The sequence below is a fragment of the Blautia sp. OF03-13 genome (assembly GCF_003460685.1).
Taxonomy (GTDB): domain Bacteria; phylum Bacillota; class Clostridia; order Lachnospirales; family Lachnospiraceae; genus Fusicatenibacter; species Fusicatenibacter saccharivorans.
The window spans coordinates 20,722-42,200 of record NZ_QTVR01000022.1 but is presented as its reverse complement, the minus strand read 5'-3'; the positions used below and the strand labels follow the sequence as shown (position 1 = coordinate 42,200).

18 protein-coding genes and 1 pseudogene are annotated in these 21,479 nt (G+C 48.9%); 18 read left to right on the top strand and 1 reads right to left on the bottom strand.

Annotation, left to right across the window (positions count from 1 at the left end; genetic code table 11):
* Nucleotides 1–78 precede the first annotated feature (78 nt).
* Nucleotides 79–2,348, top strand: a pseudogene (metE, locus tag DXA55_RS14275) (5-methyltetrahydropteroyltriglutamate--homocysteine S-methyltransferase).
* A gap of 4 nt (nucleotides 2,349–2,352) precedes the next feature.
* Here the strand turns inward: metE and DXA55_RS14270 are convergent.
* A complete protein-coding gene (locus DXA55_RS14270) occupies nucleotides 2,353–2,970 on the bottom strand; it encodes a cyclic nucleotide-binding domain protein (protein WP_022461163.1) in 618 nt (205 codons plus the stop codon).
* Nucleotides 2,971–3,162: 192 nt separating this feature from the next.
* Here DXA55_RS14270 and DXA55_RS14265 point away from each other — a divergent pair, with 192 nt between their 5' ends.
* The 17 genes from DXA55_RS14265 (at nucleotide 3,163) to DXA55_RS14185 (ending at nucleotide 21,316) form a co-directional block, all read left to right on the top strand.
* Nucleotides 3,163–4,494 (top strand): MATE family efflux transporter, encoded by a 1,332-nt coding sequence (locus DXA55_RS14265; protein ID WP_055227528.1) that lies wholly within the window; start codon nucleotides 3,163–3,165, stop codon nucleotides 4,492–4,494.
* Between the two features lie 246 nt (nucleotides 4,495–4,740).
* Nucleotides 4,741–6,108 (top strand): MATE family efflux transporter, encoded by a 1,368-nt coding sequence (locus DXA55_RS14260; protein ID WP_117814493.1) that lies wholly within the window; start codon nucleotides 4,741–4,743, stop codon nucleotides 6,106–6,108.
* A 101-nt stretch (nucleotides 6,109–6,209) separates the two neighbouring features.
* A complete protein-coding gene (locus DXA55_RS14255) occupies nucleotides 6,210–7,760 on the top strand; it encodes a Mur ligase family protein (RefSeq protein WP_117814492.1) in 1,551 nt (516 codons plus the stop codon).
* Between the two features lie 503 nt (nucleotides 7,761–8,263).
* Nucleotides 8,264–9,211, top strand: a complete 948-nt coding sequence (locus tag DXA55_RS14250) for an L-lactate dehydrogenase (protein WP_055219369.1) — start codon at nucleotides 8,264–8,266, stop codon at nucleotides 9,209–9,211.
* Between the two features lie 206 nt (nucleotides 9,212–9,417).
* Nucleotides 9,418–10,215: a CoB--CoM heterodisulfide reductase iron-sulfur subunit B family protein gene (locus DXA55_RS14245; protein WP_022461168.1), complete on the top strand. Its 798-nt coding sequence runs from the start codon at nucleotides 9,418–9,420 to the stop codon at nucleotides 10,213–10,215.
* Nucleotides 10,212–10,595 (top strand): 4Fe-4S dicluster domain-containing protein, encoded by a 384-nt coding sequence (locus tag DXA55_RS14240; protein WP_055219367.1) that lies wholly within the window; start codon nucleotides 10,212–10,214, stop codon nucleotides 10,593–10,595. The genes DXA55_RS14245 and DXA55_RS14240 overlap by 4 nt, the downstream gene beginning before the upstream one ends.
* Nucleotides 10,596–10,628: 33 nt before the next feature.
* Entirely contained in the window at nucleotides 10,629–12,617 is a 1,989-nt protein-coding gene (locus DXA55_RS14235) for a CoB--CoM heterodisulfide reductase iron-sulfur subunit A family protein (protein WP_055265381.1), read from the top strand.
* Nucleotides 12,608–13,060 carry a hydrogenase iron-sulfur subunit gene (locus DXA55_RS14230; RefSeq protein WP_055265382.1) on the top strand — a complete coding sequence of 151 codons (453 nt, stop codon included), beginning with the start codon at nucleotides 12,608–12,610 and terminating at the stop codon, nucleotides 13,058–13,060. Before DXA55_RS14235 ends, DXA55_RS14230 begins: the two co-directional genes overlap by 10 nt.
* Nucleotides 13,045–14,013, top strand: a complete 969-nt coding sequence (locus DXA55_RS14225; protein ID WP_055265384.1) for a 4Fe-4S dicluster domain-containing protein — start codon at nucleotides 13,045–13,047, stop codon at nucleotides 14,011–14,013. Before DXA55_RS14230 ends, DXA55_RS14225 begins: the two co-directional genes overlap by 16 nt.
* A 3-nt stretch (nucleotides 14,014–14,016) precedes the next feature.
* Complete coding sequence (locus DXA55_RS14220) at nucleotides 14,017–15,042, top strand: 4Fe-4S dicluster domain-containing protein (protein WP_117801696.1); 1,026 nt, start codon at nucleotides 14,017–14,019, stop codon at nucleotides 15,040–15,042.
* A complete protein-coding gene (locus DXA55_RS14215; protein ID WP_022461174.1) occupies nucleotides 15,043–15,897 on the top strand; it encodes an FAD/NAD(P)-binding protein in 855 nt (284 codons plus the stop codon). It begins immediately after the preceding gene.
* A gap of 16 nt (nucleotides 15,898–15,913) precedes the next feature.
* Nucleotides 15,914–16,588: a 4Fe-4S dicluster domain-containing protein gene (locus tag DXA55_RS14210; protein WP_055219362.1), complete on the top strand. Its 675-nt coding sequence runs from the start codon at nucleotides 15,914–15,916 to the stop codon at nucleotides 16,586–16,588.
* Nucleotides 16,589–16,602: 14 nt separating this feature from the next.
* A complete protein-coding gene (locus DXA55_RS14205) occupies nucleotides 16,603–18,213 on the top strand; it encodes an FAD-binding protein (protein ID WP_022461176.1) in 1,611 nt (536 codons plus the stop codon).
* A gap of 136 nt (nucleotides 18,214–18,349) precedes the next feature.
* Nucleotides 18,350–19,192 carry a fumarate hydratase gene (locus tag DXA55_RS14200; protein WP_022461177.1) on the top strand — a complete coding sequence of 281 codons (843 nt, stop codon included), beginning with the start codon at nucleotides 18,350–18,352 and terminating at the stop codon, nucleotides 19,190–19,192.
* Nucleotides 19,193–19,194: 2 nt separating this feature from the next.
* Nucleotides 19,195–19,758, top strand: coding sequence for a Fe-S-containing hydro-lyase (locus DXA55_RS14195; RefSeq protein ID WP_022461178.1), 564 nt, complete (start codon nucleotides 19,195–19,197; stop codon nucleotides 19,756–19,758).
* 144 nt (nucleotides 19,759–19,902) lie between these two features.
* Complete coding sequence (locus tag DXA55_RS14190; protein WP_022461179.1) at nucleotides 19,903–20,223, top strand: hypothetical protein; 321 nt, start codon at nucleotides 19,903–19,905, stop codon at nucleotides 20,221–20,223.
* A gap of 184 nt (nucleotides 20,224–20,407) precedes the next feature.
* Nucleotides 20,408–21,316, top strand: coding sequence for a hypothetical protein (locus DXA55_RS14185; RefSeq protein ID WP_117814491.1), 909 nt, complete (start codon nucleotides 20,408–20,410; stop codon nucleotides 21,314–21,316).
* Nucleotides 21,317–21,479: the final 163 nt, after the last annotated feature.

The following is a 21,479-nucleotide window of genomic DNA, read 5'->3' as shown; positions in this document are numbered from 1 at the left end:
AAACTGTCGCGTATAATACAGTTTGTCGAAAGGACAACAAACACTTTGGATGAAAAAGAACAGGAAGAGGAGAAGGCTATGCAGACATCAGTGATTGGGTTTCCGAGAATCGGTACTGCGGGAATTAAAATTTGCTTCTGAAAAATATTTTCGGAACGAGATCAAAGCGGAGGAGCTGCTGCAGACAGCAAAAGATCTGCGGAAAGCACATTGGATGACACAGAAAGAGGCCGGAATTACGTTTATTTCCAGCAACGATTTTTCACATTACGATCTGGTACTCGATACGGCCGTACTGCTTGGAATCGTTCCAAAACGGTATCAGGAGCTGCAGTTATCCGCACTGGATACCTACTTTGCATGGCAAGAGGATATCAGGGTACATCCGGTGATGTAAAAGCACTGGCAATGAAAAAATGGTTCAACACCAACTACCATTATATTGTACCGGAAGCAGAAGATGACACCGTCATCCATCTTTCCGCGTCCAAACTTTTTGATGAGTATGCGGAGGCAAAAGAGCTTGGCATTGCGACAAAACCGGTTGTGATTGGAGCCTACACGATGCTGAAGCTTTGCAGATTCACCGGAGAAAAGAAAGCGGAGGATTTCATCGGGGATCTCACAGCAGCCTATCAGGAACTGCTGAAGGAGTGTCAGAAACAGCAGATTGCCTGGGTACAGTTTGATGAGCCGGCCCTTGTCCGCGATATGGATGCGCAGGATGTGGAGTTGTTCCACCGCCTTTATGACGCGGTTCTGCAGGAAAAAGGAAACTGCCGTGTTCTGGTGCAGACATATTTCGGTGATGTAAGGGATGTTTACCAGGATCTCACAGCAATGGATTTCGACGGAATCGGCCTTGATTTTCTGGAGGGAAAAGAGACGGTGCGCCTGATCGAAGCGTACGGCTTTCCGGCTGACAAAATCCTGTTTGCGGGACTTGTCAATGGAAAGAATATTTGGAAGAATCATTACGAGAAAACACTGCAGACGGTGAAAGGCCTGCAGGAAAAGAACATTTCTGTCGTACTTTCCACTTCCTGTTCTCTGCTTCATGTGCCTTACACGCTGAAGCATGAAACAAAGCTTCCAAAGGAATGCAGCGCTTATTTTGCTTTTGCGGAGGAAAAGCTGACGGAGCTGCAGGAACTTGGAGTTTTAGCAGACCTTGCGGACTATACAAAAGCGGAGAGTTATCAGAACAATCACAGACTTTTTGCGGAGAAGAGAGACTGTGAAAATGACGGGGTGCGTGAGCGCCTGTCCCGCATCACCGAACAGGATGCCGTACGTCTGCCGAAGCGGAGCGAGCGGCAGAAACTGCAGAAAGCGGAATTTGGCCTGCCGGAGTTTCCGGCCACAACGATCGGTTCCTTCCCGCAGACCAGGGATGTCAAAGCAAATCGTTCGGCTTACCGGAAAGGGGAAAAGACGAAGGAAGAGTACGAAGCCTTTAATCGTGCAAAAATTGCGGAGTGTGTTGCATGGCAGGAGGAGATCGGACTCGACGTGCTGGTACACGGCGAATATGAGAGAAATGATATGGTAGAGTACTTTGGCGAGGCGCTTGGCGGTTTCCTGTTCACAGAGAAGGGCTGGGTACAGTCGTATGGAACCCGCTGCGTAAAACCGCCGGTTATCTGGGGTGATGTATACCGTAAGAGTCCGATTACCGTTGCCTGGTCTGTTTATGCGCAGTCCCTGACGAAAAAAATCATGAAGGGAATGCTGAGCGGCCCGGTTACGATCCTCAACTGGTCGTTCCCGAGAGAAGATATCTCCATCAGGGAATCGATTTCTCAGATTGCCCTGGCGATCCGCGACGAGGTGCTCGATCTTGAGGCGAATGGAATCCGCATGATTCAGATCGACGAGGCTGCCCTTCGCGAGAAGCTGCCGCTACGGAAATCAGACTGGTACAGCGAGTATCTTGATTTTGCCATCCCGGCATTCCGCCTGACACACAGCGGAGTCGAAGCGGAAACTCAGATTCACACCCATATGTGCTACAGTGAATTCACCGACATCATCCCGGCCATCGACGATATGGATGCGGATGTCATCACCTTTGAAGCATCGCGTTCGGATCTGCAGATTCTGGATTCCTTAAGAGAAAATCATTTTGAGACAGAGGTTGGACCTGGCGTTTATGACATTCATTCTCCGCGTGTTCCGTCTGTGGAGGAGATGGTGCAGAGCCTTACGGTGATGCTCACAAAAATTCCGAAAGAGAAACTGTGGGTCAACCCGGACTGCGGACTGAAAACAAGAGGTGTGCCGGAGGCAGATGCGAGCCTCGGAATATGGTAAAAGCGGCAGAGGAAATCCGGAAAAAATTCAGTTAAATATTCAGCGAAGGCGGTAGGAGCCTTTGGATAGCTTCGTGAGCCGTCCCTCTTCCAGCAGTTTTTTTAAAACGCGCTGGAGCTGGCGGCGGCTGCAGTGGAGCTGCATGGCCATTTTTTCTACACCGGAAAAGGTCTGATCCGGGCAGCGCTTTGACAGATAGGAGAGGAATGCTTCCTCAAGCGTGGAAAAATTGGACTGAGAGCTGGAATAAAGCATCAGTTTTTCTGTGACGGAGGTTAAAAGATAACGTAAAAAGCGGTTGTCGTCAAGCAGAAACTCTTTGGCGGTGCCAAGCGGCAGGACAATGCAAAGCGCGGTGGTGCGTGCCTCAATCTGATGCGTATCATCGCGCTTTCCGCAGAATTCCATATCGCCGATACAGGTAAAGCTGTCGAGATAGCCGATCGGATAGCTGGTGCCGTCGGCGCGGTTGGCACTGATCTCAATGGAGCCGTTCACAAGAAATGAGAGATATTCCTCAGGGTTCAGTATGTCGAGGCGTTCTCCCTTTTCAAACTGGTACAGGGAAAAGGCGAGATCCGGGGTGTTAAAAAGCGACGGAATCTCATATTTCTGAAGATAAAAGTCCAGCAGAGCCGGATCAAAGATTCGTTTCATAGAAAAAATCCTCTCTTAAAGAATCTGTTTTTTCTTCCTTATTGTGACACATGACACAATAAAAAGCAAGAAAGTCTGCTAAGATACACGAGGACAAAAGGAAAGTTACAGTTCACTCAGCAGTGAAACACTTGCTGTTTCGCCGCGTGAGAAAGTGATTCAGGAAAAAGTGAGAAAAGGGGAGTTTTCAAAATGGAAAATGAATTGTTTGAGAAAACCAAAGTGTCAAAAGCATATATGACGCTCGCGCTCCCGGTCGTGCTCGGCATGGTGGTATCGCTGATCTATAATATGGTAGATACCTTCTTCATCGCGCGGACCGGAAACACCGCACTGATCGCCGGCGTATCGCTCGGCACGCCGATTTTCACGCTGATGATCGCACTCGGAGACATCTTCGGTGTCGGCGGCAGCTCAGTCATTTCGCGTCTCTTCGGCAAAAAAGAGTACGAGGACGGAAGAAGGATCAGTGTATTCTGCTTTTATGCGGCGATTGCTGTCGGCATTGTGGTCAGCATCATCCTGCTTGCGGCCAAACAGCCGATTCTTGGTCTTCTCGGCTGCGATGAGACGACGTGGCAGTATGCGGGGGACTATTACCAGTGGATTGCACTCGGCGCACCGTTTATCATTGTCCAGCTGACACCGAACAACCTGGTGCGCACCGAAGGTTTTGCCAAAGCATCCATGATCGGAACGATGATCGGAGCCGTGGTCAACATCATTCTCGACCCGGTTTTTATCTACACCCTTGGCCTGGGAGCGGCAGGTGCTGCGATTGCTACGGTGCTTGGCAATATCTGCGGCGATATTTTCTATGTGATTTTTATAATAAAGAAATGCCGTTATCTCTCCGTCGATTTCCGGAAACTGAAAGTGACCGGCGCGGAAGTCCTCGCCGTCCTTGCGATCGGCATTCCGGCCTCTGTCACCAACTTCATGCAGAGCATCGGCGTGACGCTGACGAACCGCTTTTTACAGCCGTATGGAACAGATAAAGTCGCAGCGATGGGAATTGCCCTCAAAATCATCATGATCTCCGTTCTTGTCATGGTTGGCTTTGCTTTCGGCGGACAGCCACTGGTCGGATACAACTATGGCGCAAAGAACAAAAAACGTTTCAACGAGACAATCCGTTTTGCCTTCCTTCTGGAAGTGCTGACCGGTGCCGGAATGGCGATTGTGCTCGGTGCGGCGGCTCCGCTTCTGGTGGGACTGTTCTTAAAAGATGCCAGTGTAATCGCAGTCGCACAGCAGATTCTCCGTGTCCAGCTCATCGGCATGCCGTTTGTCGGTATTGTGCTTGCCTCCACCTGCATTTTCCAGGCGATTGGAAATGGGGCAGGCGCGCTGATTCTCTCTGCAGGACGTCAGGGCGTGATTTTTGCCATTGTCATTATCTGTGCATCAAAGATCGCCGGATTTTCCGGTGTTATTGCCTCCCAGCCGGTTTCGGATTTCCTGACGGCGCTTGTGGCAGTGATGATTCTGCTGCAGTGGAAGAAAAAAGCACTTGCAGATTAAAAATTTTGAAAAAAGCAGTAAAGCGGCTGAGGTCAGAGTTCCCAGGGTGGGAGCCGGCTGCAGCTGTTTTTGCGCATGCAGAAAATAAAACGATGTGCCCACGTCAAAAACACGTAAAAGTGACGAAAAACCGTCATGCAATTCGTCAGTATTACGGGATTGCATTCCGGGAGAACAAGATATAAAATGGCATGAGATTCGACAAAAAGGGGAAGCAAAAACATACGACAATAGGGAGGACATCACATGGCAACAAAGAAAAGTGCAGTAAAAGATCTGACAAACGGCAGCCCGGTAAAACTGATTCTGGGGTTTGCACTGCCGCTGCTGCTCGGCATGCTGTTCCAGCAGTTTTACAGCATGGTCGATACGATTATTGTAGGAAAATTCTTAGGCGCGAAAGCGCTCGCGGCTGTTGGCAGTACAGGTTCGATCAACTTCATGATCGTGGGATTCTGTATGGGAGTCTGCAACGGATTTGCGATTCCGGTTGCGCAGATGTTCGGTGCAGGAGATCGGAAAGCACTGTGCCGGTATGTAGGAAATGGAGCCGTTCTGGCCGGTATTCTTTCCGTGGTGATGACCGTTCTTGTCTGCATCTGGTGCCGCGACATTCTGATTCTGATGAAAACCCCGTCCGATATTCTGGACGGTGCATACGCTTACATCTTTGTTATTTTCCTCGGAATTCCGCTTATGGTGCTCTATAACCAGACATCAGCAATTATGCGGAGCCTCGGCGACAGCCGCTCCCCACTGATTTTCCTCGGTATCTCTTCAATACTGAATATCGTGCTAGATCTTGCTCTGGTCCGCCCGATGGGAGTAGCGGGAACCGCGTGGGCGACGATTATCGCGCAGGGAGTCTCTGGATTCCTGTGTCTCTTTTATATGAAGAAAAAATTCACCATCCTTGCTTTTACGAGAGAGGACTGGAAGCTGCACAAGCATTATGTGCTTAATCTGTGCAATATGGGAATCCCGATGGGACTGCAGTATTCAATCACCGCGATCGGAAGTGTTATTTTGCAGACCGCTGTCAACGGCCTTGGTTCCACTGCGGTTGCATCTGTTACGGCTGCCGGTAAAATTTCCATGTTCTGCTGCTGCCCGTTCGACGCGCTCGGCTCCACTATGGCGACGTATGCCGGACAGAACGTCGGAGCGAAAAAGATGGACCGCGTCAACACCGGAATCCTGGCGAGCTCAATCATCGGAAGCGTGTATTCTGTGGTTATTTTAGGTGTCATGTTTCTGTGGTCCCGCCAGATTTCGCTTCTCTTTGTAGATGCATCCGAGACGGTCATCCTCGACCAGGCGCGTCAGATGCTGCTGATCAACATGGTATTTTACATTCCGCTGACCCTTGTCAATGTCGTACGCTTTACCGTGCAGGGCATGGGCTTCAGCAAATTTGCAATCCTTGCCGGCGTCTGCGAGATGATCGGCCGTTCGGTGGTAGCCTTTTTCCTGGTTCCGTATTTTGGTTACACCGCAGTCTGCTTCGCAAGCCCGGTGGCATGGGTTCTCGCCGATCTGTTTCTCGTTCCGGCGTACCTGTACTGCGCAAAAACGCTTCGTTCTCTTTTTGAGAAAAATGCGCAGATGATGTAAGCCGTGCCGCAAGATGGACAAGCTGTTTCAATTCTGGTATAATGGAGCCTGGATTTTAGGAAAGCTGAAAAAGAATCCCATAGAAGAGAGGAAGATATCCTATGAAACAGTCGGTATTAGAATATAAGAAACTTCTGGAGCAGGAAGGCCTTCTGGTGGAATTTGCAGAGCCGGAAGGAAAAGAAGGAGAGGACAGACCCGTTACCCTCGTAACGTATTTTTCGGGCGGAGCGGATCAGGGAACGCTGTTTCTCTGCAAAGGAGCTGCATTCAAAGAGGTATACTTAAAAGACGCCGTAAACCGCGGTGCTGTTGCCTATGTAAGTGAAAAAAAATACGAAGCGGGAAAAGAAATTCCGGCACTCATCGTCAACGATGCCAGAAAAGCACAGTTTGTGCTGGGTGAGGCGTTTTACGATTATCCGGCAAAGTCGCTGCATGTCACGGCGCTGACCGGAACAAAAGGAAAGACAACGACAGCCTACTACCTGCAGTCGATGCTCGATGCCTGCCTGAAAAAACAGGGCGGAAACGGATGTGCACTGTTAAGTTCGATTGAATATTACGACGGAAAGACGAGAGAAGCATCAACGCTCACCACGCCGGAATCCCTGGAGCTGTGCCGTCATATGCGCAATGCCGTAGATGCAGGCCTTTCCCATATGGTGATGGAAGTATCCTCCCAGGCGCTCAAATACGAGAGAGTCGGAAACACGCATTTTGATACCGCCATTTTCCTGAACATCTCCAAGGACCACATCAGCCCGACGGAGCACAAGGATTTTGATGATTATTTCCAGTCGAAATTAAAGATCTTCGACCGCTGCACCTGCGCCTGCGTGAACCTGGACAGCGACCATATCGGGGAAATCCTGAAAGCTGCGGCAAAATGTGAGCGCGTCGTTACGTTTGGATCGAAAGAAAATGCTGTAATCCGCGTGAGTGATATCAAGCCGGGCAGAGGAAAATTCTATTTCCATGTGGCAGGACCGGATTTCTCGGAAGATTTTACCCTGCCGGTGCACGGAGCCTTCAATGTGGAGAATGCCGTAGCTGCCATTGCGGCTGCCTGGTCGATGGGAATCCCGGTTTCGCTGATCAAGGAAAGCCTCCTTGGCGTCACCGTTCCGGGAAGGATGGAGACGTATGAGAGCAGCGCGGGCGAGGTCACGGCGATCGTGGATTTCGCGCACAATGGCCTGAGTTTTGAAAAAATGTTTGATACCGTAGCACTCGAATACCCGGGGAGCCGCGTAAGCGTTGTGTTCGGAACCCCGGGCGGAAAAGCATTCAACCGCAGAAAAGATATGGGTGAGATTTCCGGAAAACGGGCGGACCGGATTTTCCTCGTACCGGATGATCCGGGAAACGAAGATCCGCAGGCGATCTGTGAGGAGATCGGCGGGTACATAGCAAAGGAAGGTGCATCCTTCCAGATCCGCATGGACCGCGGAGCAGCAATCCGGGAGGCGATTCTTGGCGCCGTACCGGGAGAGGTTGTTCTGATCCTTGGAAAAGGCGCGGACGTGACGATGCACGTCGGAAACGGAAATGTGCCGTACCGGTCAGATGCCGTCTATGCAAAAGAGGCGCTTGCCGAATATGGAAATGCATTTGCCGAAGCGGCAACGGCTCGTGAAACAGAAGAATAGAAGCAAAAACAGAAAAAACAGAGCAAAAAAGACACGGAACAGAAAAATCCGTGTCTTTTTTGCGTCTGGCGGCAGCAGAAATGAAAATCAGACAGGAAATTTGGCGGATACATCCTACAAAATGTAGAAAAGAAGGACAGAAACTAGCCCGTATGACGAAAAGTTGTTAAAAATATAACGAACGAAAGTTAGACGTGTGAAACTAAACACAGAAAGCAAAAACCCGGGAACCATGCGGAAAAAGACGAATTCTGCGGGATGAAGGACAAAGCTGTAAGTTTTTGGAAAGAATTCTTGTGAAAAAGAACAAAAAATGGTATAATTGTATTGAAATATATCCAGAACACCCCTTCTGGAAGCGTACGGGCTCAGTGAGAAAAAAGATTTCACGAAAATGCTCGAAAAAAACACTTGTTAAATTCTTGTCATAGTGCTATGATAAGGAAAGTGAAAAATTTATCAATCACAAAAACCAACTAGGGGTATTTTAGAAAGGAGTATTTATGAGCAGCAAGATTACCATCATTGGAGCTGGAAGCGTTGGATCTACGATCGCCTATACACTGTCGAACGAAGACATCGCGTCTGAGATTGTTCTCATCGATATTAACAAGAAAAAAGTAGAGGGAGAGGTTATGGATATCGCGCAGGGTACCTGCTTCCGCGATCCGGTCTCCATCATCGCAGGTGAGTATGAGGATGCCAAGGACTCTGATATCGTAATTATTACTTCCGGTATTGCAAGAAAGCCTGGCCAGACCCGTATTGAGCTGACCCAGACCAACGTAAACATCTTAAAATCCATCACACCGGAAATCGTAAAAGCGGCTCCGAATGCCATCTACATCATTGTAAGCAACCCGGTTGATATCATGACCTACGTGTTTACAAAGATCTCCGGACTTCCGGAAAACCAGATCCTTGGTTCTGGTACCATGCTGGATTCCGCGAGACTTCGCTGCGGACTGTCTGAACACCTCAACATTGCCCAGAAAAACATCCACGCTTACGTATTCGGTGAGCACGGCGATACTTCCTTCATTCCGTGGAGCGGCGCTTACGTTTCCGGTGTCAGTCTGGACGAGTACTACGAGACCGTAGAAAAAATGGGCAGGAACGTAACCAAGATCGACAAAGATGCTATGCTGGAGTACGTAAGAACTTCCGGCGGACAGGTTATTGCAAACAAAGGAGCTACTTTCTATGCAGTATCTGTTGCAGTATGCAAACTGGTAGCAACCATTCTTTCTTCTTCCGATTCTGTAGCAACCGTATCTTCCATGATGCACGGTGAGTACGGCATCGAGGATGTATGCTTAAGCACACTGACCCTCGTTGGACCGAAAGGCGTACAGGGCAAGATTCCGATGCGTATGACAAAAGAGGAAGTAGAAAAACTCAAAGCAAGTGCCGACGCATTAAAAGCAGTTATCGCACAGATCGAGCACTAAGAGCGGGCAATAAGCTCAAAACATAAAATTTATGGCAGTGGCAGAAAGTGCGAAAGAGCGGTATCTCCCACTGCCTTAACGTGCGCCTGAAGAAATTTTCCGCCGGGTGTACATAAAAAGAGTACCGGAAACTTTTCCGGTGCCGGACAGAAGATACCGCAGGAAAAATGGAAACCAACAGGAGCAAGTAAGAAAGGAGCAATTCCATGACCTACAGTTATTTTCCGGGCTGTACGCTGAAGAACAAAGCAAAAGATCTGGATCATTATGCCAGAGAGTGCGCAAAAGTTCTGGGATTTGAACTGGAAGAAATTGAAAACTGGCAGTGCTGCGGAGCTGTGTATCCACAGGCATCCGATGAAATCGCCACAAAACTTTCTTCGGTTCGCGCCTTAGCAGACGCCAAAGAAAAAGGACAGGATCTGATCACAGTCTGTTCCGCCTGTCATCACGTGATCAAACGCGTAAACGATGACATGGCGAATGTAGAAGACATTCAGACAAAAGTAAACAACTACATGGCTCTTTCCGAGCCATATCTTGGCGAAACGAAAGTACTTCATTATCTGGAAGTGCTGCGTGACGTCGTTGGATTTGACAAGATCAAAGAGAAAGTGGTAAACCCATTAAAAGGAAGAAAAATCGGCGCATATTACGGCTGTATGCTGCTTCGTCCGAGCACCACAATGCAGTTTGACGATCCGGAAAATCCGACAATCATTGAAGACTTTATCAAGGCCCTTGGCGCAACACCGGTCGTATATCCGATGAGAAATGAGTGCTGCGGCGGCTACATATCCCTCAAAGAAAAGAAAATGGCATCCAACATGGTAGACCAGATCATGGCATCCGCATCCTACAAAGGAGCAGAAGAACTGATCACTGCATGTCCGCTTTGCATGTACAACCTGCGCAATAACGGAACAAAAGAAGGTCTTCCGGTTACCTACTTTACCGAGCTTCTTGCAGAAGCACTCGGCATCAAAGAGGAGGTGCAGGCATGAAAATTGCAACATCCGATGAAATCCGTGCCATCGCCGGTGTGGATACCAGAAAATGTATGAAATGCGGTAAATGTTCCGCATCCTGTCCTGCTTATAACGAAATGGACATCCGTCCGCATCAGTTTGTATCTTACGTACAGAACGGCGATGTGGAAGCACTGATGAACTCCAAGTCCATCTGGAAATGCCTCTCCTGCTTCGCATGTGTAGAGCGCTGTCCAAGAGACGTAAAACCTGCCAAACTGATCGAGGCAGTTCGTCTTTCCGTGATCCGTCAGAGAGGAGAGAATTATCTTTCTCCGGATGAAATTCCGGCTCTTCTGGATGATGAGACTCCGCAGCAGCTTCTGATGAGTGCATTCCGTAAATATAGAAAGTAAAAAACAACCCATCCACAGAAAGGTGAGAGAAAAGTGCAAAGAATAGGAGTATTTGTCTGCCACTGCGGTACAAATATTGCGGCTACGGTTGATGTCAAAAAAGTTGTTGACGTCATCAGCAAAGAGCCGGGTGTTGTTCATGCAGAGGATTATCAGTATATGTGTTCCGAAACGGGTCAGCAGAAAGTGATCGATGCCATTCAGAACGAGCATCTGACCGGCGTTGTCATCTGTTCCTGCTCTCCGCGTATGCATGAAGGAACGTTCCGCAAAGCAGCAGAAAAAGCGGGCCTGAACCCGTATCAGCTGGAGATTGCAAACATTCGTGAGCAGTGTTCCTGGATTCATAAAGACATGGAAGAGGCTACCGAGAAGGCCGTAATTCTGGCCCGTGCAGCCGTTGCTAAAGTTATGCTGGATACCCCGCTTACCCCGGGCGAGAGCCGCGTTGTAAAACGTGCGCTGGTGATCGGAGGCGGTATCGCAGGTATTCAGACTGCACTGGATATCGCAGATGCAGGCTATGAAGTAGATATCGTAGAGAAGACCCCGAGTATCGGCGGAAGAATGTCACAGCTTGACAAGACATTCCCGACCCTCGACTGTTCTTCCTGTATCCTGACTCCTCGTATGGGAGAGGTAAACGCGCATGAGAAGATCAACATCTATACCTACAGTGAGGTAGAGAGCGTTGGCGGATTCGTCGGTGATTTCAAAGTAGACATCCGTAAGAAAGCAAGATACGTAGATATGGACAAATGTACCGGATGCGGACTCTGTCAGGAGAAATGTCCTTCCAAGAAGAACCTGAGCGAGTTCAACAGAGGCCTGTCCAACCGTACTGCAATCTACACACCGTTCGCACAGGCAGTTCCGAACGTACCGGTTATTGATACTGCAAACTGTATCCACTTCAAAACCGGAAAATGCGGTATCTGCTCCAAAGTCTGTGCAGCAGGTGCAGTAAACTACGACCAGAAAGATGAAGTAATCACCAGAGAGTACGGCGCAATCGTTGTGGCAACTGGTTTCGATACCATCAGTCTGGACAAGTTTGACGAATATTATTACAACCAGAGCAAAGACGTAATTACCTCCCTTGAGATGGAACGTCTGATGAATGCTGCCGGCCCGACAGGCGGTAAAGTAGTACGTCTTTCCAACGGCGAGCATCCGAAGGATATCGTATTTATCCAGTGTGTCGGTTCTCGTGACGTGACCTGCAGAGGAAAGAGCTACTGCTCCAAGATCTGCTGTATGTACACCGCAAAACAGGCTATGCTGGTGCGTGACCATTATCCGGATGTCAATGTACATGTCTTCTACATTGATGTTCGTACCCCGGGTAAAAACTTCGATGAGTTCTATCGCCGTGCGGTAGAAGAGTTTGATGTAGACTACATCAAAGGCCAGGTAGGAAAAGTATCCGAGGCTCCGAACGGACGTCTTCTGGTACAGGGTTCCGACCTGCTTGACAACCGTCAGATCAAAATGGAAGCAGACCTTGTTGTCCTTGCAACTGCCATCGAGCCGAGCAAAGATGCAAGAAAACTGGCTACCATGCTGACCGCAAGTATGGATACCAACGATTTCTTTACTGAGGCACACGCAAAGCTGCGTCCGGTAGAGTCCCCGACCGCAGGTGTCTTCCTCTCCGGCGTATGCCAGGGACCGAAAGATATCCCGGAGACCGTTGCACAGGCAGGAGCTGCTGCTGTCAAAGTAGTCGGACTGCTGGCAAAAGACAAACTGACCACCAACCCGTGTACAGCAGAATCCAATCCGCTGTTCTGTAATGGATGTGCATCCTGTGAAAAAGTCTGCCCATACGGCGCAATTTCCTACGAAGACCGTCAGGTCAACGACCATGGAATCCGTGAAACCAGACATGTGGCAGTCGTTAACGGCGCACTTTGCCATGGATGCGGTGCATGTACCGTTGCATGTCCGTCCGGCGCTATGGACCTGAAAGGATTCTCCAATAGACAAATTCTCGCGGAGGTAGATGCAATATGCCGATAGATAACAACGAAAACAAAGAATTTAAGCCAGTCATCGTGGCATTCTGCTGCAACTGGTGCTCCTACGCAGGAGCAGACCTGGCAGGTTCCAGCCGTCTTTCCTATCCGGCAGACGTAAAGATCATCCGTGTTCCATGTTCCTGCCGTGTCAATCCGCTCTTCATCTTAAGAGCATTCCAGAAGGGCGCTGACGGAGTCATCCTCTGCGGATGCCATCCGGGAGACTGCCATTACAGCACAGGAAACTATTATGCAAGAAGACGTATGACCCTGCTGTTCTCCATGCTGGATTACATGGGCGTTGAGAACGGACGTACCCGTGTGGAATGGGTATCCGCCGCAGAAGGTGTGAAATTCTCCCAGACCATGAACGAGTTCATCGAGCAGGTTACAAGCCTTGGTAAGAATGTCAGATTGGAGGATTTACGATGCAAGAAAAATTAGTATCCCGCGCAAAAGAGCTTCTGTCTGACGGTACCGTAGTCCGTGTTCTTGGCTGGAGAAAAGGTGACACTGATTTCAGTGCAGAGCCTGCATTCTTCGAGACTGCCGAGAGCCTTTCCGAGTTTACCTACGACGGATTCTGCGGCGCAAACCTTAGCAAATACATGATTAAAGCATCGAAAGAAGAAGGAAAAACACTCGTTTTCTTAAAACCGTGTGATACTTACAGTTTTAATCAGTTAATCAAAGAGCATCGTGTGGATCGCGAGAAAACCTATATCGTCGGCATCGGCTGCGATGGAAAACTCGATATCGAAAAGATCCGTGAAGCAGGATGCAAGGGTATTACCGCTGTAACAGAAGACGGCGATACCATCAAAGTGGCAACTGTTTACGGCGACAAAGAGCTCGCAAGAGAGGATGTTATCCTGGAAAGATGCAAAGCCTGCAAGGGCGGAAAACACGTTGCCTACGACGAGCTGGCAGAGAACTGCGACGAAGAGAAACCGGCAAAAGAAGGCCGTTTTGAACTGGTTGAGAAGCTCGAGGCAATGGCTCCGGAAGAGCGTTTCGCATTCTGGCAGAACGAACTGTCCCGCTGTATCCGCTGTAATGCATGCCGTAACGTATGTCCGGCCTGCAGCTGTATCAAATGTGTCTTCGATAATGACCGTTACGATACCGCACAGAAAGCAAATACGACTACATTTGAAGAGCAGATGTTCCACATTATCCGTGCATTCCACGTTGCCGGACGCTGCACCGACTGTGGCGAGTGTTCCCGTGTATGTCCGCAGCACATTCCGCTGCACCTGCTGAACCGTAAATTCATCAAAGATATCGACGAGTTCTACGGAGAGTATCAGGCAGGCGCCGATACCGACAGCCGTGCACCGCTCACCAACTTCACACAGGAAGATGTAGAGCCAAGTATCGTTAAGGAAAGGGGTTAAGGGATGTATCAGATTAGCAGAGAAAAAATGCCGGAGCTCCTTGCCGCTGTTGCAAAGGAGATGGATCTTTTCCTTCCGGTACAAAACAATGGAATTACCAATTTCGGTTTCTGGACCGAGGACGCAGACGTGGATCTCGATACCTTAAAAACCGTAAAATCCCCGAAAGATGCCTTTTTCCCGCAGAGTGAAATTCTTTACTCCTGCTATCAGAAGGCAAATAAAACCAGCATTGAACCGGCTGCATTAAAAGACGCACCGTTTGCTATCTTCGGCGTTCGTCCGTGCGATGTCAGAGCGTTCGATGTTCTGGACCGCGTTTTCTTAAGCGAGCCTGCAGACGTTTACTATGCAGCAAGAAGAGAGCACGGCATCGTTGTTTCCCTGGCTTGTCATGAGCCGGAAGACAGCTGCTTCTGTAAAACCTTCGGCATCGATGCTGCAGAACCGGCAGCAGATGTTGCTATGTGGCAGGTAGCTGACGGTTATGCATGGGAAGCAAAAACCGAAAAAGGCCAGAAACTGACCGAGCTTGTAAAAGCTTACCTGACCGAGCAGGATCTTACCAAAGAAGTAGAGGCTGAGAAAGAAGCAATCCGTACTCTGATCGACAAGATGCCAAACAGCAACCTTTCCCTCGAGGGATGGGGCGTTGGCAAGACAAAAGAACGTTTTGACGATCCGAAGTGGAAAGAACTTTCCGATGCCTGCTTAGGCTGCGGAACCTGTACGTTCTCCTGCCCGACCTGCCAGTGCTACGATATCAAAGACTTTAACACCGGAAACGGTGTACAGCGTTACCGCTGCTGGGATTCCTGCATGTACTCTGATTTCACCATGATGGCAGCAGGAAACAACCGTACCACACAGCTGCAGCGTTTCCGTCAGCGTTTCATGCACAAACTGGTATACTTCCCGGACAACAACGACGGAATGTATTCCTGCGTCGGATGTGGACGCTGCGTAGAGAAATGCCCGCAGTCGCTGAACATTGTCAAAGTAATCAAACGCATGGGAGGTACCAAGTAAATGTGCAATTGTAGTTGTGGAAGCGAAGAAAAGAAAAACGCTTTGCTGCCGCAGGTCGGTATCATCACAGATATCCGCCGCGAAACACCGGACGTAAAAACATTCCGTATCGTTCGTCCGGACGGCACCAAGCTGTTTGAACATATGCCTGGCCAGTGCGCAATGCTCTGTGTACCGGGTGTCGGAGAGGCACTGTTTTCCATTACCTCTTCCCCGACAAACAAAGAGTACCAGGAGTTCTCCATCAAGGAGTGCGGTACTTTAACGAATTATCTTCACAACATGTCCGTAGGAGATGAAATCCTGGTTCGTGGACCGTATGGAAATCATTTCCCGGTAGAAACCGTATTAAAAGGACAGGATCTGCTGTTCATCGCCGGAGGTATCGGACTTGCTCCACTGCGTTCTGTTATTAATTACGTACTGGACAATCGTGATAACTACGGTACCGTAGATATCGTTTACGGTTCCCGTTCCAAAGACGATCTGGTACAGTTAAAAGAGATCCAGGAAGTATGGGCGAAAGCAAAAGATGTCAACGTGCATCTGACGATTGACCGTGAACAGGAAGGCTGGGACGGCCATGTAGGATTCGTTCCGAACTATGTAAAAGAACTGAATATGTCTGTTGACAAAACAGCTCTGATCTGCGGACCGCCGATCATGATCAAATTTGTTCTTCAGGGACTTCAGGAGCTGGGCTATGAGAAAACACAGGTTTACACCACTTTGGAGCTTCGTATGAAATGCGGTATCGGAAAATGCGGCCGCTGCAACATCGGAGACAAATACGTCTGCAAAGACGGCCCGGTTTTCCGCTGCGACGAGATTGACGAATTACCGAACGAATATTAAACGGAGGTTGAAGAAAATGCAGGAAATGGTAAATATTTACGTTTACGGCAAAAAGTATTCCGTACCTGGCGATCTGACCATCATGACCGCTATGGAGTACGCCGGATATCAGTTAAAACGCGGATGCGGATGCCGTCACGGATTCTGCGGTGCATGTGCGACCATCTACAGAATCAAAGGAAAAAATGAACTGAAAACCTGTCTGGCATGTCAGACACAGGTAGAAGACGGTATGTATATCGCAAGCCTTCCGTTCTATCCGATCGACAAGAGAACCTACGATATCGAAGAGATCAGCGCAGAGCAGAGAGTCATGATGGATCTGTATCCGGAAATCTACAGCTGCGTTGGATGTAATGCATGTACCAAAGGATGTCCTCAGGATTTGAACGTTATGCAGTATATCGCATACGCACAGAGAGGCGACTTCAAAAAATGTGCAGAAGAGTCCTTCGACTGCATCGGCTGCGGAATCTGCGCATCCCGCTGTCCGGCCGGAATCTCCCATCCGATGGTAGGAGAGCTGGCAAGACGTCTGAACGGAAAGTACATTGTTCCGAAAGCAGAGCATTTGAAAAACCGTGTAGAAGAGATTCACGAAGGTAAATTCGATGATCTGATTGAACAGGTGATGGGTAAACCAATCGATGAAATCCAGGAACTCTACAATAACCGTGAGATCGAGAAATAAGGAGGGAAATTCGAATGTACACACTGGCTAATATGCAGGAATCCATCAAAAAGGTGGAAGCTACCAGAGCCCAGAGAATGGCAAATGAGCCAAGAAGAATGACAGCGGATGAGAAAGATGCCCTTCTTGCAGCATATCATCCGGACTATAAAGAGGAAGGCTTCATCACCCTGAAAGTCGGCCCGAACAAAGGTGAGAAAGTTCCGACAGAGCTCGGCTATCTGCTGGAGTCCAACAGCCGTATTTTAGGTGTTGATATTGACCTTGACAAAGTAGATTACGACGTAGACGTACTCGTTATCGGTGCCGGCGGAGCAGGTTCTTCTGCCGCGATCGAAGCACACGAGGCAGGCGCAAACGTTATGATTACCACCAAGCTTCGTATCGGTGATGCAAACACCATGATGGCAGAGGGTGGTATCCAGGCAGCAGACAAAGAGAATGACTCCCCGGCACAGCATTATCTTGATGCATTCGGCGGCGGACATTTTGCTGCAAGACCGGAACTGCTTCGCAAGCTCGTAATGGAAGCTCCGGATGCAATCTCCTGGCTGGAAAACCTCGGCGTTATGTTCGATAAAGATGAGAACGGCCGTATGGTAACAACACACGGCGGCGGAACATCCAGAAAACGTATGCATGCATGCCGTGACTACTCCGGCGCAGAGATTATGAGAACTCTGCGTGATGAAGTCATCAACCGTGGTATTCCGGTCGTTGAGTTCTCATCCGCAGTAGAGCTGATCAAAGACGATAAGGGACAGGTTGCTGGTGCTGTTCTCCAGAACATGGAGACCGGAGAGTATCAGGTAGCAAAAGCAAAAACTGTCATCATCGCAACCGGTGGTGCAGGACGCCTTCACTACAACAACTTCCCAACCTCCAACCATTACGGTGCAACCGCTGACGGTCTGATCCTCGGATACCGTGCAGGTGCTCCGCTTCTGTATCAGGATACCATTCAGTACCATCCGACCGGAGCTGCTTACCCGGCTCAGATCTTCGGTGCTCTGGTAACCGAGAAAGTACGTTCTCTTGGCGCAATGCTCGTAAACGTAGACGGCGAAGCTTTCATGCATCCACTGGAAACCCGTGACGTATCCGCAGCAAGCATTATTCGTGAATGCTCCGACGACCGCAACGAGGGCGTTGAGACTCCGCAGGGCAAGGCTGTATGGCTGGATACCCCGATGATCGATCTGCTTCACGGAGAAGGAACCATCGAGAAGAGAATCCCGGCTATGTTCCGTATGTTCATGCAGTATGGTATCGATATGAGAAAAGAGCCGATTCTGGTTTATCCGACCCTGCATTATCAGAACGGCGGTCTGGAAATCAACGGCGAAGGCTTCACCAATACGGTAAACAACCTGCTTGTAGCAGGCGAGGCTGTCGGAGGAATCCACGGAAGAAACCGTCTGATGGGTAACTCTCTGCTTGACGTTATTGTATTTGGTCGCGATGCAGGAAAAGCTGCCGCAGCAAAAGCAAAAGACGTAACGCTTGGCAAGATGAATCTGGATCACGTTGAGAAATACGCTGAGATCTTAAAAGAGGCAGGTATTGATACCGGTATGGTATCTCCGCAGCTTCTGCCGAATTATGCAGGTAAAAGACACCTGTAAAATGCAGTAACCGCGAAAAAGCGTGTCGGAAGGGGGCGGCGTTTAAAAGCCGCTTCCGGGACACGCTTTCCGTGCTGAAATCCAAAAGGTTTTTCGGTACGATAAATCATAGAAGTAAAGAAAGGTGGAGAACCCCATGCGTGAAATTCAGGCTAGTACCATTACGGATGTGGTAGAGAAACTTTGTATCGAAGCAAACTATCATCTTCCGGAAGACGTAAAATGTGCCATCACAGGCTGCCGTGCCTGCGAGGATGGCGAGATTGCAAAAGGTGTTCTGGACAAAATCGTAGAAAACTATGAGATCGCAGACGCACAGAACGTGCCGATCTGCCAGGATACCGGAATGGCATGTGTTTTCCTGGAAATCGGACAGGATGTGCACATCGCAGGAGGAGATCTTGCAGAGGCAGTCAACGAAGGTGTCAGAAGAGGATATGACAAAGGATACTTAAGAAAATCCGTTGTCAAAGATCCGGTCAGAAGAGGAAACACCGGCGACAATACACCGGCTATGCTCTACACCGAGATCGTTCCTGGCGAGCAGATCAAAGTTACCGTAGGCCCGAAAGGCTTCGGAAGCGAAAATATGAGTATGATCCGTATGTTCAAACCGTCCGCAGGTCTTCAGGGAATCAAGGATTTCATCCTGGAAGTTGTTGAGACAGCAGGCCCGAACCCATGCCCGCCTATGGTAGTCGGCGTTGGTATCGGCGGAACCTTCGATAAATGTGCACTGCTTGCGAAAAAAGCACTGATGCGCCCGATCGATTCCGAGAACCCGGATCCGTTCTACGCAGATCTGGAAAAAGAAATGCTGGAGAAAGTCAACAAACTCGGCATCGGACCGCAGGGCTTTGGCGGAAAGACCACAGCCATCGGCCTCAACATTGAGACAATGCCGACTCATATCGCGGGAATGCCGTGTGCAGTCAACATCAACTGCCATGTTACCCGTCATAAAACGGAGGTGATCTGATCATGGAAAAACATATTCAGCTGCCTTTAACAGAAGAACTGGCAAAAACACTGCATGCCGGAGATACCGTATATCTTTCCGGAACCATCTATACTTCCCGTGATGCCGGACATAAGAGAATGTGTGAAGCGCTCGCAAGAGGAGAAAAAATCCCGTTTGATCCGACAGACGCTACGATTTACTACGTAGGACCGACCCCTGCAAAACCAGGCCAGGTCATCGGATCTGCAGGTCCTACCACCAGCGGCCGTATGGATGCGTATGCTCCGACCATGATGTCCGTAGGCGCAAGAGGAATGATCGGTAAAGGCGCACGTCTTCCGGAAGTGGTAGAAGCCATGAAGAAATATCATGGCGTATACTTCGGAGCCATCGGCGGAGCCGGCGCACTGCTTGCAAAATGCATCAAAAAAGCAGAGCTGATCGCATACGAAGATCTCGGCGCAGAGGCACTTCGCCGTCTGGAAGTAGAAGACATGCCGCTTTTTGTTATCATCGACTGCGACGGAAATAATCTGTATGAGATGGGAAGAAAAGAATACTTAGAAGCGCATAAAGAAGACTAAAGGTTACATTTGTAACGACGAAATACAAGAGAGACCATAGACCTGTCTGATTATTTCAGACAGGTCTCAAGCTGGAAAGACATCAGGGCATTAACACTTGCAAGCGACTTTCGGCAGAAAAAGAAATGAAAGAGGAAGAAAAACATGACTGTAGAAATGATAAGCCACTTACTGGAAGCACTGATGATCCTGTGCTTTGGCCTGTCCTGGCCGCTGTCCATTTATAAATCCTGGACTTCAAGAACAGCAAAAGGAAAGAGCCTTTACTTTGAGGTGTTCATCTGGATCGGATATATTTTCGGTATTGCCAACAAATTTATCAGCTATATGAACAACCCGGACAAAGACTGGATCTTTTTCCTTGCATGGGCTTTCTATTTCCTGAACATTGCAGAGATCACCGTAGATATGGTGCTGTACTTCCGCAATGTAAAACTGGATAAGAAAAGAGAAGCAGAGAAATAAAGCAGCGGAATACAGTTAAACTTACAGAATCCCCCGGCGGTGCGGCATTTGATGCGGCATCGGCGGGGATTCTTACGTTTTGCTTACAATATCTTACAATTTCTGAGATTGCTTGCAGGGGGGGAAGGATTCTGTATAATGGAGTTATCAAGAGACGATCGGTGTAAGAGAAAGGAGGATTTTTATGAAACAATATGCATGGATCATGGCAGCATGCCTGACGGCAGCGATGGTAAGCGGATGCGGAGTAGCTCAGAAAGGTGAGGCGGGAAATCGATCAGAAAGTACAGCTGCGAGTTCAGAAAGATCAGAGGTTGTTGTGCCAGAGGGTACGGAAGCAGAGAACGAAAAAGGTGCCACGGCAGTGAAGCTCTCAGAAGGAGAAATTTACCGGGATGATTTCGACGGGGATGGGAAGGAAGAAGAATTTTCCTTTACCTTTGAGGGGGATGGAAAGGACAATCATAATCTGGAACTTTATGCTTATACGATGCAGATGAACTGTGACGGTCTGGTATATCAGAAAGAACTGTATGGCGGATATGAAGAGACATGGATGATTCGAAGTGCAGATGGTGATCATTATCTGTATCAGGAATCTTATGGCGAAGATCTCATGCATTCTGTGACGGTTTTTCGGGTAACATCTGATGAAATTGCAGAAGCGGGAAAAGCAGAGGGAAGAATCGGAGACGAAGGAATTCAGGATGTGAATGCATTCCAGTGGGCTGACAGGATCTATATGCTTGGGACATATGCAGGATATCGAACGGTTGGTGTTGGGGCAGATGGACTTCCAGAGGCAAAAGAAGATGCCTATACGATCGGATGGCTGACAGGACCGCTGGTTGTCAAGGAGGGAACGACCCTGACGGCAGAAATTTTTAACAGCAATGGAAACCCGGAAAACATCGTGCTTACGACCGGAACAGAGCTGACTCCGAAAAAGACAGATGGAACAACGTATGTGGATGCAGAACTTTCCGATGGAACGATGTGCCGAATCCATATAGAAACTGCGGAAGGTTTTCCACATACGATTGACGGTGTCGATGAACATGAATATTTTGAGTCAATTCCATACGCGGGATGACTCACACCGCCAAAAGAAGGGATTGCGGGAACGCAGAAAGCAGGGTATACTTGTGTATAGAATCTGCTTGACTTAAAGTGCACTTCATAGTTTAAAATAAAGAAAGCTGGAGATTTGCCGTGTCAGAAAAGAGAAGGTTCTGGCAGAGCAGAGGTTTCAGCTT

Excerpts from the sequence above, each read along its gene's own strand:
- DXA55_RS14270 (WP_022461163.1), bottom strand. The coding sequence starts at position 2,970 with ATGAAACGAATCTTTGATCCGGCTCTGCTGGACTTTTATCTTCAGAAA.
- DXA55_RS14265 (WP_055227528.1), top strand. The coding sequence starts at position 3,163 with ATGGAAAATGAATTGTTTGAGAAAACCAAAGTGTCAAAAGCATATATG.
- DXA55_RS14260 (WP_117814493.1), top strand. The coding sequence starts at position 4,741 with ATGGCAACAAAGAAAAGTGCAGTAAAAGATCTGACAAACGGCAGCCCG.
- DXA55_RS14255 (WP_117814492.1), top strand. The coding sequence starts at position 6,210 with ATGAAACAGTCGGTATTAGAATATAAGAAACTTCTGGAGCAGGAAGGC.
- DXA55_RS14250 (WP_055219369.1), top strand. The coding sequence starts at position 8,264 with ATGAGCAGCAAGATTACCATCATTGGAGCTGGAAGCGTTGGATCTACG.
- DXA55_RS14245 (WP_022461168.1), top strand. The coding sequence starts at position 9,418 with ATGACCTACAGTTATTTTCCGGGCTGTACGCTGAAGAACAAAGCAAAA.
- DXA55_RS14240 (WP_055219367.1), top strand. The coding sequence starts at position 10,212 with ATGAAAATTGCAACATCCGATGAAATCCGTGCCATCGCCGGTGTGGAT.
- DXA55_RS14230 (WP_055265382.1), top strand. The coding sequence starts at position 12,608 with ATGCCGATAGATAACAACGAAAACAAAGAATTTAAGCCAGTCATCGTG.
- DXA55_RS14225 (WP_055265384.1), top strand. The coding sequence starts at position 13,045 with ATGCAAGAAAAATTAGTATCCCGCGCAAAAGAGCTTCTGTCTGACGGT.
- DXA55_RS14220 (WP_117801696.1), top strand. The coding sequence starts at position 14,017 with ATGTATCAGATTAGCAGAGAAAAAATGCCGGAGCTCCTTGCCGCTGTT.
- DXA55_RS14215 (WP_022461174.1), top strand. The coding sequence starts at position 15,043 with ATGTGCAATTGTAGTTGTGGAAGCGAAGAAAAGAAAAACGCTTTGCTG.
- DXA55_RS14210 (WP_055219362.1), top strand. The coding sequence starts at position 15,914 with ATGCAGGAAATGGTAAATATTTACGTTTACGGCAAAAAGTATTCCGTA.
- DXA55_RS14205 (WP_022461176.1), top strand. The coding sequence starts at position 16,603 with ATGTACACACTGGCTAATATGCAGGAATCCATCAAAAAGGTGGAAGCT.
- DXA55_RS14200 (WP_022461177.1), top strand. The coding sequence starts at position 18,350 with ATGCGTGAAATTCAGGCTAGTACCATTACGGATGTGGTAGAGAAACTT.
- DXA55_RS14195 (WP_022461178.1), top strand. The coding sequence starts at position 19,195 with ATGGAAAAACATATTCAGCTGCCTTTAACAGAAGAACTGGCAAAAACA.
- DXA55_RS14190 (WP_022461179.1), top strand. The coding sequence starts at position 19,903 with ATGACTGTAGAAATGATAAGCCACTTACTGGAAGCACTGATGATCCTG.
- DXA55_RS14185 (WP_117814491.1), top strand. The coding sequence starts at position 20,408 with ATGAAACAATATGCATGGATCATGGCAGCATGCCTGACGGCAGCGATG.